We start from the raw sequence: 12,499 nt of genomic DNA on the forward strand, positions 1-12,499 counted from the left end.
ACAATAATTTCCTATTTTAAACTGTTATAGGGAAGATGAACATGCTGTCTCGTGTGGTACGACAAATTTTACAAGCAACGGTTTATGATGTTGCAATTGAAACACCTCTCGAAGCAGCTCCACGAATTAGTCAAAAATTAAACAACACAATTCGTTTTAAGCGTGAAGATTTACAACCAGTTTTTTCTTTTAAATTACGCGGTGCCTATAACCGTATTAGCCAATTACCGAAAGAACAACTTGAACGTGGCGTGATTTGCGCATCTGCCGGCAACCATGCGCAAGGTGTAGCGTTGTCTGGTCAACGTTTAGGTATTCCTGCAATTATTGTTATGCCAAGTACTACCCCTGACATTAAAGTTCAGGCAGTGAAGCGTTTGGGTGGCCAAGTTGTATTACATGGCGATAGTTTTGATATTGCAAACAAATACGCTCAGCAACGTGCCGAAGCTGAAGGATTAGTTTTTATTCCACCTTATGACGACGAGTTGGTTATTGCGGGCCAAGGCACAATTGCGAATGAAATTTTACGCCAATGGCGTGATGTAGAATATGTTTTTGTTGCTGTTGGTGGTGGTGGCTTAATTGCTGGTGTAGCAGCTTACTTAGGTGATGTTGCACCGCATGTCAAAGTCATCGGTGTTGAATATGAAGAGTCAGCTTGTTTAAAAGCAGCGCTAGAAGCAAATGAACGTGTAGTCTTACCCCATGTAGGCCTATTTGCTGATGGTACAGCAGTCGCTCAAATTGGTGCCTTACCTTTTGATATCGTTCGTCTACGCAAATCAGATAACTCTGGACCAATTGTTGAACCAGATATTGTTACTGTAAATACAGATGAGATCTGCGCTGCAATTAAAGATACTTTTGATGAAAACCGCAGCATTGTTGAACCGTCTGGTGCAATGGCCCTAGCGGGTATCAAAAAATATGTTGCCGAGCATAAAATTAGCGGCAAAAACATGGTCTCGATTGTTTGCGGCGCCAACATGAACTTTGACCGCTTACGTTACATTGCAGAGCGCACCGAATTGGGTGAACAACGTGAAGCAATTTATGCAGTTACTCTTTCTGAAGAAAAAGGCGCATTCTTAGGCTTCTGCCGTGCTCTACAGGGCCGTAACATTACCGAGTTTAACTACCGTGCAAATAACACAGAAGAAGCACAAGTTTTTGTGGGTATTAGCTTAAAAGGTGGTGACACTGAACGTCATGAAATTTTAGAACAACTTAAACAGCAAAATTATGTTGTAGATGATTTATCTGATGATGAAGTTGCCAAATTGCATATTCGTTACTTGATTGGTGGTCATGCCAATCTGGATGACGAAAGATTGTTCCGTGTTGAGTTTCCGGAACGTCCAGGTGCCTTACTCACCTTCTTAACTCGTTTAGGTCCAACCCACAATATTACGCTATTCCATTATCGTAACCACGGCGCGGCTGAAGGTCGTGTACTAGTTGGCTTACAAGCAACAGATGCTAAACAAAACCCAGATGGTTTAATTGAAACTCTTGAGCAAATTAGCTATCCATATGCAGAAATTACCGACAATGTGGGCTATAAACGTTTCTTGAAGTAACCTTTCATTTTGATAAAAAAGCCGGCAAATATGTCGGCTTTTTTATCATTTAAGCTTATTATTTTTTATATTTACATTGCTTCTCTTTATCTCAAAGAAAATATCATTAAAAATAAAGCCCTAACTAAGTATAAAAGGACAACTATGGCACAGTTCGCGGTCATCGGCTTGGGAAGTTTTGGGGCAACTGTTGCTCAGGAGCTTACGAGATTAAACCATGATGTTATTGGTATTGATACAGTCAAAAAGAATGTTGAGAATCTTGCCGATGTTTTAACTCATGCTGTCATTGCTGATGCTACAGATGAACATGTATTGGATGAATTAAACATTCAAAATTGTGATGCAGTGGTTGTAGCAATTGGTGAAGATATTGAAGCCAGTATTTTATGTGTGCTGAATTTAAAAAATCTGGGCATTGATAAAATTTGGGTAAAAGCAAAAACCAAAGCACATCATACGATCTTATCTCATCTAAATATCAATAAAATCATTCATCCTGAAGAAGACATGGGGGTACGTGTTGCTCAAGCACTAAACTACCCAATGGTGAGCCGTTACATGTCTTTAGATGATGAGCACTATATTGTAAAAATTGATATTCCAGAGAAATTAAACGGCATTAATTTGTACGGAATTATGCAGCAAGCTCCTCAAGTAAAAACGCTTCTTGTAAAAAGACAACAGCAGATTTTATTTGAAACCGAAGAGACTTTTACTTTACAAACGCATGATATTCTTATTTTAGAAGGTCATTTACAACAGCTAAAAAAACTCTCAAATTGTTTCATATAAGAAAACGAACCAGAAAATATGTCTCTTAAGCCTAAACCGCATAAAACACTAAATTTAAGCCCACCTTCTCTGTTAGCACTGGGCTTTCTGGGCTTTATTGTCTTTGGCACATTATTGCTTAAACTTCCCATTGCCAATAACGGACATGTTAGTTGGATGGATGCTCTATTTACGGCGACCTCGGCAGTCACTATTACAGGTCTATCCGTTTTAAATATTCATGAATCTTTTACACTTTTCGGACAGGTCATTATTTTATTATTGATTCAGTCAGGTGGTTTGGGCTTTATGACTTTTGCTATTTTGGCAGCATTAAGTTTATCTCCTAAAGTTGGCCTTAAACAGCAAATGATGGCTCAAGATAGCCTTGGGCAGACTAGTCTTTCAAAGGTTACTTTTGTAGCAAAAGGTGTTGTTACTTACACACTTCTTTTTGAACTGATTGGAACAGTGATCTTAACTACCGCATTTACACCGATTTATGGCTTTGCTCGAGGACTATATTATGCAGTTTTCTATAGTATCTCATCATTTAACAATGCGGGTTTTTCACTATTTAGCAACAGTTTAGTTAACTTCCAAAGCAACTACCTTATATGTATTACGATTAGTTTGCTCTATACATTAGGTGGACTGGGTTTTTTAGTCCTCATGGATATCAAACAAAATAAAAAATGGAAAAAACTCAGCCCAAATAGCAAACTCATCCTAACAACTATTGCGATTATTAATTTGGTTGCGTTTGTATTAATTTGGGTTTTGGAAGCACAAAATCCTCATACCTTAGGTCTGCTCAATGTAGGTGATCAAGCTTTAAATGCATGGTTTCAAGCGACTGTTCCACGTTCTTCAGGGTTCAATACTATTGATACTGGAGCAATGACCAACAGTAGTTCTTTACTTATGATGCTACTCATGTTCATCGGTGGAGGTTCACTCAGTACTGCTGGAGGTATAAAAGTCGGCACCTTTGTCATATTAGTTTTAAGTGTACTTTCCTTTTTAAGACGTACCGATGAAATCAGGGTTTTCAATCACTCCGTTTCTCACGAAACTACTTATAAAGCCTTAGCTGTCACCGCAATTACCAGTATTCTCATATTTATCGGGTTCTTTATACTTTTACTTTTAGAACCTAAAGCAGACTTTATGAACTTATTATTTGAAGTCGTTTCAGCAGCCTGTACGGTAGGCCTTTCTCGCGGTATCACGCCAGATTTACACAATAGTAGTTTATTTATTTTAAGCCTACTTATGTTTGCAGGCCGTTTAGGCCCCTTAACACTCGCCTATTTAATTGCTACTCCTAAAAAAAGCCGTCTCAAACACCCTCAAGCCAATATTCAAATTGGTTAATAAAAAAGCCGCTGTAAAAGCGGCATTTTTATAGGTCAAACTTAGTACCAGTTCATGAGTGAAACACCCAAACCGGCATAAGTTGCACGATGGTTATAGTCAATTAAGCTTTCCCCATAACCATTAAATAATTGGAAGTGTCCGCGCAGCTTGCCACTAATCGGGAAAGCCCAGTCAAACTGAACAGCACCATGAGAATCATCACCACCTTTTAAAGAGTGACGTAGCATTAATGAGAAGTCATTTTGCTTCCACTTATAAAAAGCAGTTAAATCACCACGACCGATGTAATCTTCAATATCTGGATTGTTATCATCTTTGCTGTCTTCTTCAATGCGTATCCATGGACGAAGCATTAAAGCAAAGTTACCGCGTTCTAAACCCACATTAAAGATGACACGGTTCCAGCTACGAGATAAAGGATCTGAACGTCCATTTGATTGGTGATTTAAAGTTACCCCAAGCAAACGACCATCTAAGCCAAGCAACTCATAGTTTGTTCTAAACATTAAACTTGCTTCTGGCTCATAGTTCGTTTCACGGAATGGACGAGATTCTTCAGCATTAAAGGTCTGCCAACGTGAAGATTGAGTATAACCTACCCACAAGTCACCATTGTTACCAAAAATATTTTCCCAAGCTTTCGTTTTCAAAGAAATCTGGAATTTACTTTCAGTTGATTTAAGGTTTTGGGCCTCTGTCACCGTATTATTTGGGTTTGGACTGCTTGGAAACTCATTTTTATCGCTCGTCCAGAAAACTGGTAGCAAGTAAACAGGTTGATAAGCACGAATATTCCAAACACCCAGTTTGCTTTTTTCAGACAACTCCCAGCGCTGATCTAGCAAAGAAGAAGTAGGTTCAATTGTAGGTGCCTTACCAATTACTTTGATATTACTTACCTTATCTACAACCTTTTCTTTAAATGTTTCAGGTTGAACAACAGGTTTATCAATTTTTTTAACAGGCTCTGGTACTACTGCGGCTTGAACTACTGGTAAGGCCGATGGTTTAAACACAGCATCATAACAAGCTAGGCGATCAGCATTCGAAGCAAGGGCAACACATGCATCTACACTCGCAGGTTTTACAGGGGCTAAGGTGTCGGCATATGCCACCGACGCACATAAACAGCTAAGCAGGGTTCCCATACTTAGCTGTAAAGATGTGCGTTCAAATTGTCTGAACGCCATGTTCATCTCCAATTTTTATTTTAATTAACTTGTTTGATCGTAAAGCCCAGTTGTTGCAATTCATCACGTTTTGCAAAAGGTGCAACGACAGCTTTTACAGGTGCTTGTTCAATTAAATATTGACGCGCAACACGTTGTAAATCTTCTAAAGTTACATACAATAATCTTTCACGTAATGTACGACGGAAAGTCGGAGTTCTTGCATGCAACAATGCATAACACGCTGTTATTGCTTCACCTGCTGGTGAACCAGGTTTGTCCATACTTGCCACCAGACCAAGAATTGCTTCTTCAAGCTGATGAGGTTGTTGCTCTGTGTTTAACAACCATTGCACGCTCGCTTCAAAATCTTTAAAAGTCTCTGCTAAGCGTGGGTCACGGTAACTAAAGAAACGGAATGAACATGCATTTCCATCATAACTAGCACCACCACCATAAGCACCCCCTTTTTCACGGATAGCACTGTGCAAGAAACCATTACGCAAGTAAGCTGCCAATACCATTAGAGGTGCCGCATCTGGATGAGATACTTCCACAGCTTGATATGCAGAGGCACAGAACTGAACATTGGTTTGAATTAACCAAGCTTCATGTTCATTATCATTTTCTTGCTCAACTTGGGTTAACTCAGCCGCTGCTGTATCAACGTTTAATTTATCCCAAACATTTTGTATTTCTTCAACTAAACGTTCTGACTGATGCTCTTCACATACGAGCAGGAACTGTTTAGGTGCTTGCAATAATTTTGTGTGAATATGCTTCAATTCAGTAATAAGCGCATCATAAGCAGCATCATCTTGGGTAATTTTAGTAACAAGCTCGCCTAACCAGTTCAACGCACCTAAACCTGTGTTTTGATAGTCGCGTTGAGCTAATGCACTCATGTTACGAGAAGCAATCTGCATTGCATAACTATGACCAGCACCAGATAAACGAGACTGCCAGCGTGTCTTACGTTGCTGCAATAACTCAATGATTCGCTCTTTTTCATCAAAACGAAGTTGTTCAAATGCTAATTTTAATAAATGAATCGCATCGAACTTCTGAGTTAAAGATTTAGTTGTTAAAGTTAACCAAGCACTAATTTTGTCTTTATCATCAACCTTACTGCGTAACGAAGCACCCATGCCCAAACCACCACTTACAGCTGTTTGTAAGTTCTGGAGTTCAAGATAATCGTACTCACCTGCACCAACTTCACCCATTAAAATAGAGAGCAAATTGAAGTATGGTGATTTAACCACATCATCTGGAATTTGAATAAGTACTTGTTGATAGTAAATACCATTGGTTCCGGCATGATACAAATTCAACGGCGTATCCATTCGATTACAGATAATTTCACGCAATTGACCTTGTACAATATGCAAGTCAGCCGGTACGTCTTCTAGACCTACTTTTGGCAACAGTTCAAGATTATCTGGTGTATCTTGACGTTCTTGCAATGCCTTGGTTTTAGCGATGATCTCTGCTTTATCTTCTTCAGTTAGCTTTTCACCAATCGCAGCTAAACGTGCTTTTTCAGCTTCTTGTTCTTTCGCTGACTTGGTTGCATCCGGTACTAAAGTCATTTGCACGCGGTGCGGATTATCTAATAAATGCGTTTGAATCAGGTTAGATAACCACATTGGGTCTTGGAGTTCTTCTTTAACCTGAGCAATGGCACTATCAACATCCCAAATTTGAATCGGATCGTTATGGTGAATCGCACCACTTAACCCATTTAAAATTAGGCTTAAGCCATATGGTGTACCATCACCATTAATTTCACGTTGGTGTAACTCGATTTGATGCAAAATTGCATCAACTAACGATGAGTCAATTGGTTTTGCAGCTACTTCACGTAAAACGTTTAAAACACCATCTCTAAAGCTCTCTGCATGCTCTGGATTTGAACCTTGAACACCACAGTAGAACGTCATTTCAAAGTTACTATCGTCTACACCCATTAAAGGACCAGTCGACTGAGCATAGCCACAAGTTTCTAAATAATGACGAAGTGGTGAAGCTGAGTTTTCGAGTAAAACGCCTTCTACTAATCGCATACCCAGACGAAGTTTAATGTCACTTGCCTGAGGTAATAACCACGACAATACATGGTAAGTTTTGTCCTTTAACTCATCGCCATCAACAGCATAAGTTTCAGTAACTTCAACAGGTGCTGTTAAGCGTTTTTCTGGTTTCGAATATAAAGTTGTACCAGCAGTGAACTTATGTAGAGCCAATTTTTCAAATTGCTCTTGTAATTCATAGGCGGTTTGGTTACCAAAAGTCATAAATACCGCATTACTCGGATGATAATGGGTTTTATAAAATTCAACCAATTGTTCATACGTTAAGTCAGGAATATCTTTTGGATCGCCACCTGAGTTGTAGTGATAAGTGGTTTCAGGGAATAAATGATGGGCCAACTGGTGGTAAAGCTGATCAGAAGGCGCACTCATTGCACCTTTCATTTCATTGAAGACTACGCCTTTGTATACAGGCTGACCATTTTCAAGTTCAATACGGATACCTTCCTGAGCAAAATCCAGAGGATTCAAATTTGCCGAGAAAGCAGCATCAAGATAAACAGATAATAAGTTTTGGAAATCTTTCTTATTTTGAGTTGCAAATGGATATGCAGTCCAATCTGCTGCTGTAAACGCGTTCATAAAAGTATTTAATGAACGGCGTATCATTAAGAAGAATGGGTCACGAACAGGAAACTTTTCAGAGCCACATAAAGCAGTATGCTCTAAAATATGTGCGGTTCCTTTAGAGTCCATAGGTTGTGTTCTGAACGCAACAAGAAATACATTTTCATCATAATCAGTTGCCAAGTGATAATGCACCGCACCTGTGACTTTATGCTTATATTCAGACACTAAAATATCTAATGCTTCAACATGGTGCTGACGTAGCAACTGAAACGCAGGGTGAACAGTTTGAGAAATGGTTTCAGTGACATCTACAGTCATGTGATCTCCTAACATATCGGATAAGTGAATAAGTCTCATTATAGCCTGAGTCGGCTTGAGAATGGCGAATAAAAGCCAAGCAAAACACTATGTTTTTGTTAAGTATTAGTTTTCATAGCCATAGCTTTAATATCAAGCACATAGCCCGCGTCGTTGTATCCTATCAGAACAAAACCTTTTAATACCATCTATATCCTACACGACAAATAAAAAAGCTCATCGAAATGATGAGCTTTTTAGAGTTTTTTTTAATTAAAAACGATAGCGAAGTGCAACTTGAGCATTTAAAGGATCGCCCATCATGTTCGAATCATTTGCTCCACTATGACCTGACACAAAATAATCGCGATCAAACAAGTTATTTAGGTTCAAGTTCACATCATAACGTTCACTTTGATAACCTAACGCCGCATTTACAACTGCATATCCCGGTAAAACGTTTTTGTTGTCTGGCGCACTAAAACGTGATGATTCACCACGACCACCCACAGCTGCATACCAATGATCATTAATTTGATATTTTAACCATAAGTTAGCAGTATTGTTTGGCGTGAGCGCAGAATGATTGCCTGTAAATCCGATAGTCGATTTTTCAATCTTACCATCCATATACGAATAACCAGCCAATACTGACAATTGATCGGTCAACTGACCTGTTAATGAAAGCTCAACACCTTTGGTTTTTTGCTCACCTGCTAAAATTGCATTTGAACCATTAGGATCATTCGGGTCTTTATTTTGAATATTAGTTTGGCTCATTTCAAATAAAGCCAAGGTTACATTCAACTGATCATTTACATCCCACTTTGCACCGATTTCATAGTTTTCAGTTTTTGTTGGCCTTAAGTCATCACTGTTTTGATAAAAAACAAATGAATCAGCCAAAGGTTGGAAAGAGCGGTTATAAGAAGTATAAAGTGAGATATTATTTACTGGCTGATAAACTACCCCTATTCGTGGTGAATAAGTATTATCAGTACGATTTAAATCCAGATTCTTACTCGTTTTATCGTCACGATCTTGCGACAAATTGTCATAACGTAAACCAACTAAAACTTTAAGCTGGTCTGTCACTGTCATTAAATCTTGCAGATATACACCATAGTTTTCAAAGGTATTAGTATTATTTGTGTCTGCGTCTATATTTGTATCTAAAGGAGTCCAATTTTCGAGCTGTGGATTAAATATGTTCGTAATTTGACGAGCTTTACTCCACACAAGTTCGTCTTTATGTTGCTTACTATATTCAGCACCTATGAGTGTATTATGCTTTAAAAAGCCTGTATTAAATAAAGCACTTAACTCTTGCTGGACATATATACCATCTTCATTACGTATTCGTTTATTCTGACTTAATTGAATTTGATCAGCAGGCAATTTATTTTTGTCAGGATCTTGATGAGATACAACACTATACTGGCGATCGAGTGAGTAATTATAGTGACGAACTGCACCATGATATTTAAAATTATCATTAAACTCATGGTCTAAGCTGATAGTTTGGCTTGAGATTTCAGTATCAACATCCCCAACCTCTTTACCATTTAAAGCGCCATAAAAAGTTTTAGGATTTGTTTTAACAGGTTTACCTGTAATCGGGTCTGTCGGGAAACCTTGATCTGCCAAACGGTTATCATGCAAATAGTCAGCCTGAAGTAAAAGTTTGGTCTTATCAGTAATATCCCACTGTACAGATGGAGCAACCGCTTGACGTTTTAAAAAAGCCTGATCACGGTAACCATCTGAGTCTTCAACTGCACCAGTTAAACGAACCTTAACATTCTCTGCGACTTTTTCATTTACATCGACTTCTGCGCGGCGTTGTCCTGTTGTACTACCAATCAGGCTCACTTCATGCAAAGATTGATCGATTGGTTTTTTATTAATCTTGTTAACTAAACCACCTGCCGAACCACGCCCATATAATACCGAAGCAGGTCCTTTTAAAACTTCGATCCGCTCTACATTCGACATATCGCGAAAATACAATGCGTCATCGCGAATACCATCTACATAGTTATCGGTGATTGCAGAGAAACCACGAATCATGACCTGATCACGTTGTCCATCTCCTACACTAAAGCTTAAACCTGCAACGTTTTGCAAGGCACCTTGCATAGAGGTAACTGTCTGTTCTCTTAAAACTTGTTTGGGTACAACGTTTACAATTTGAGGGACATCTTTTAATTGCATAAGTCCTTTAGTTGCACTTGATGCTTGCCCCACTTCTTGTTTTAAACTGATTTCCTTATCAGCTTTAACTGAAATTGTTGGAAGGTTGGTTACTGCCTGTTGATCTGCTTCCAGAGCATATACATGGCTTGTCATAACCCCAACTGATGAAATAAATAAAACTGAACGCTTCATATAAGTTCGCTACGAAAAATTTCAGGCGAAGTTTCAATGAAACAGTATAGATTTGTAAATATTAGCAAGAATCATTATTAATTGATAATATTTATTAAAAAGATTATTTCAATTGCTTAGGCAAAAAATAAAACTCTGCTAGCCGCTGAATAACCTGAATTTTATTCAACAAACTACAGGAAATGTGAGCAATGGTGTAAACTTATCGATCTGATTTTTTATTCTGTGACAACACATATGGCAACTGTAGATCTTTTTGCAATTGGTAATGCATTAATCGACCAAGAATTTAAAGTTTCTGATGATTTTCTTAGTCAGCAAGGCTTACAAAAAGGCACCATGCAGTTGTCTGATGGTGAAACACAATCTGCCCTTTATGAAAAATTAAAACAAACTCAAGATTACAAAGGTCAAGCAAGTGGCGGCTCTGCTGCAAATACAACTGTAGCGTTTAGTGCATTAGGTGGTAGCGCATTTTATGGTTGCCGCGTTGGTCATGATGATTTAGGTGGAATTTACCTGCAAGGGCTAAATGATGCAGGCATCCAGACTACACCAAAGTCCATCAGTGAAGGTGTGACCGGTACCTGTATGGTTCTCATTAGCCCAGATTCTGAGCGTACTATGCATACCTATTTAGGTATTACCGCTGAGCTCTCTCAAGGCCAAATCGATTTTGAACCATTAAAAACAGCGAAATGGCTTTATATTGAAGGCTATCTTTCTACAAGTGAAACAGCACGTAAAGCGGTAAAACAAGCTAGAGAAATTGCAAAAGCTCACGGCGTTAAAATTGCCCTATCTTTATCAGATCCTGCAATGGTTCAATACGCTCGTGAAGGCCTAGAAGAGCTTATGGATGATGGTGTGGATTTATTGTTCTGTAATGAACAAGAAGCCTTAATGTATACCAATACCACTACTGTTGAAGATGCACTTACTCAATTACGTTTTAAAAACCATACTGTTGTGATTACACAAAGTGCAAAAGGTGCTTTAGTTGCAAATCCAACTCACCATTTTCACGTCGCAGGCCGTCATGTTGAAGCTGTAGATACAAATGGTGCGGGTGATGCTTTTGCAGGTGCCTTCCTCTACGCATTAAACCATCATGAAGATTTAACTGCTGCTGCACAGTTAGCCATCTTAATTTCAAGTGAAGTCGTGTCTCAATTTGGTCCTCGTTTAGCCATTAATGACTATGCTAAACTTCTCGAAAATTTTCAGAAGGAATGTGCTTGAAATGGAAAGGATCTGTATGACGGAAGAAGTTCCTGAGCGTGAAGCTAGAGCTTTTGACACTTTACAAGGAACTACTATTTTCATTACACAGCGTGATGGCTCTTTCTACGCCTATCAGAATTTATGCCCACATTTGCAAACCGAACTTGAATATCTAGAAAACCAATTTCTAGATCAAGACCAAGAATATATCCAATGCTCAACCCACGGTGCTTTATTTAACGTGGAGACTGGTGAATGTATTTCAGGTCCTTGTTTAGGTGAGTTTCTAAATAAAGTTGAGATTAAGGTGCATTCAGATGGCGGTATTTATATCGTAGACTGAGATCATCAACATTAGAGTTTCTACCATGGCTGATTTCTTTTTTAATTATTATCTTATGCCATTTCATTTAAGTGTTGTGGCTTTGATATTGCTCAGCGTGGTAGAAACTATTGGTATGTATGTTGGTTTACGACCAAGCCAGCTATTAAAAAAAATTGCGCCAGTTTGGCTTACCAACTCCCCTTTGCTCAATGTTAAATTCTCTAAAGCTCTAATTTTTGTTTTTTTACTCATCAATTTCAGTTTTGCCGGTTATTTTTTACAGCTTTCTTTCTTTGCTATACAGCATTACTTTATCACGCCGTTTTACTTAATCATCCCTGCACTGGTCATCGCGATTTTCTTTACCGTGTTTATGATTCACTGCCTTGATCAAGTCATTAAGCCCAAGCTTACACATACCAACTATAACCTTTTAGGGCGTCTAGCAACTATTTCCAGTGGTAGTGCAAGACCTGGTTTTTCAGCACAAGCTCGTGTACGTGATGAGTTTGGACAACTGCACTATGTCCAGGTTGAACCTGAGTATGGTGAGTTAGAACTATATTCACAAGTCATCCTTATCAAAGTGCATAAAAGCCATTATGTTGCCAAGAAAATTTCTGTTTCGAATGACCTTTTCGCGCCTGATTAATTATTAATAATTCTTCTCGTCTTTTATTGCTTTTAAAAGGTGTA

General features: G+C 38.5%; 9 protein-coding genes. 6 read left to right on the forward strand and 3 right to left on the reverse strand.

Going from position 1 to position 12,499, the window contains the following annotated elements:
- Nucleotides 1-35 precede the first annotated feature (35 nt).
- From ilvA to EGS71_RS03760, 3 genes are all read left to right on the forward strand, one after another.
- The gene (ilvA, locus tag EGS71_RS03750; protein WP_001983729.1) at nucleotides 36-1,583 is read left to right on the forward strand and encodes a threonine ammonia-lyase, biosynthetic; all 1,548 of its coding nucleotides are present in this window, start codon (nucleotides 36-38) and stop codon (nucleotides 1,581-1,583) included.
- A 144-nt stretch (nucleotides 1,584-1,727) separates the two neighbouring features.
- A complete protein-coding gene (locus tag EGS71_RS03755) occupies nucleotides 1,728-2,378 on the forward strand; it encodes a potassium channel family protein (protein WP_001983728.1) in 651 nt (216 codons plus the stop codon).
- An 18-nt stretch (nucleotides 2,379-2,396) separates the two neighbouring features.
- Entirely contained in the window at nucleotides 2,397-3,734 is a 1,338-nt protein-coding gene (locus EGS71_RS03760; protein ID WP_000053918.1) for a TrkH family potassium uptake protein, read from the forward strand.
- 41 nt (nucleotides 3,735-3,775) lie between these two features.
- On the opposite strand, the gene EGS71_RS03765 is transcribed toward EGS71_RS03760, so the two are convergent.
- From EGS71_RS03765 to EGS71_RS03775, 3 genes are all read right to left on the reverse strand, one after another.
- A complete protein-coding gene (locus EGS71_RS03765; protein WP_000885650.1) occupies nucleotides 3,776-4,927 on the reverse strand; it encodes a phospholipase A in 1,152 nt (383 codons plus the stop codon).
- Nucleotides 4,928-4,947: 20 nt separating this feature from the next.
- Nucleotides 4,948-7,887, reverse strand: a complete 2,940-nt coding sequence (locus tag EGS71_RS03770; protein WP_000215281.1) for an insulinase family protein — start codon at nucleotides 7,885-7,887, stop codon at nucleotides 4,948-4,950.
- Between the two features lie 252 nt (nucleotides 7,888-8,139).
- Complete coding sequence (locus EGS71_RS03775) at nucleotides 8,140-10,254, reverse strand: TonB-dependent receptor (protein ID WP_000831228.1); 2,115 nt, start codon at nucleotides 10,252-10,254, stop codon at nucleotides 8,140-8,142.
- A 237-nt stretch (nucleotides 10,255-10,491) separates the two neighbouring features.
- Here EGS71_RS03775 and EGS71_RS03780 point away from each other — a divergent pair, with 237 nt between their 5' ends.
- Genes EGS71_RS03780 through EGS71_RS03790 form a run of 3 tightly spaced genes read left to right on the forward strand, consistent with a single transcriptional unit; the run spans nucleotide 10,492 to nucleotide 12,455 of the window.
- Complete coding sequence (locus EGS71_RS03780) at nucleotides 10,492-11,496, forward strand: adenosine kinase (RefSeq protein ID WP_002010178.1); 1,005 nt, start codon at nucleotides 10,492-10,494, stop codon at nucleotides 11,494-11,496.
- Between the two features lie 16 nt (nucleotides 11,497-11,512).
- Nucleotides 11,513-11,821 carry a Rieske (2Fe-2S) protein gene (locus EGS71_RS03785; protein WP_000134203.1) on the forward strand — a complete coding sequence of 103 codons (309 nt, stop codon included), beginning with the start codon at nucleotides 11,513-11,515 and terminating at the stop codon, nucleotides 11,819-11,821.
- A 25-nt stretch (nucleotides 11,822-11,846) separates the two neighbouring features.
- Nucleotides 11,847-12,455 (forward strand): OB-fold-containig protein, encoded by a 609-nt coding sequence (locus EGS71_RS03790; RefSeq protein WP_000753036.1) that lies wholly within the window; start codon nucleotides 11,847-11,849, stop codon nucleotides 12,453-12,455.
- Nucleotides 12,456-12,499: the final 44 nt, after the last annotated feature.

It is taken from the genome of Acinetobacter sp. FDAARGOS_559, from assembly GCF_003940475.1.
Taxonomy (GTDB): domain Bacteria; phylum Pseudomonadota; class Gammaproteobacteria; order Pseudomonadales; family Moraxellaceae; genus Acinetobacter; species Acinetobacter baumannii.

Excerpts from the sequence above, each read along its gene's own strand:
- ilvA (WP_001983729.1), top strand. The coding sequence starts at position 36 with ATGAACATGCTGTCTCGTGTGGTACGACAAATTTTACAAGCAACGGTT.
- EGS71_RS03755 (WP_001983728.1), top strand. The coding sequence starts at position 1,728 with ATGGCACAGTTCGCGGTCATCGGCTTGGGAAGTTTTGGGGCAACTGTT.
- EGS71_RS03760 (WP_000053918.1), top strand. The coding sequence starts at position 2,397 with ATGTCTCTTAAGCCTAAACCGCATAAAACACTAAATTTAAGCCCACCT.
- EGS71_RS03765 (WP_000885650.1), bottom strand. The coding sequence starts at position 4,927 with ATGGCGTTCAGACAATTTGAACGCACATCTTTACAGCTAAGTATGGGA.
- EGS71_RS03770 (WP_000215281.1), bottom strand. The coding sequence starts at position 7,887 with ATGACTGTAGATGTCACTGAAACCATTTCTCAAACTGTTCACCCTGCG.
- EGS71_RS03775 (WP_000831228.1), bottom strand. The coding sequence starts at position 10,254 with ATGAAGCGTTCAGTTTTATTTATTTCATCAGTTGGGGTTATGACAAGC.
- EGS71_RS03780 (WP_002010178.1), top strand. The coding sequence starts at position 10,492 with ATGGCAACTGTAGATCTTTTTGCAATTGGTAATGCATTAATCGACCAA.
- EGS71_RS03785 (WP_000134203.1), top strand. The coding sequence starts at position 11,513 with ATGACGGAAGAAGTTCCTGAGCGTGAAGCTAGAGCTTTTGACACTTTA.
- EGS71_RS03790 (WP_000753036.1), top strand. The coding sequence starts at position 11,847 with ATGGCTGATTTCTTTTTTAATTATTATCTTATGCCATTTCATTTAAGT.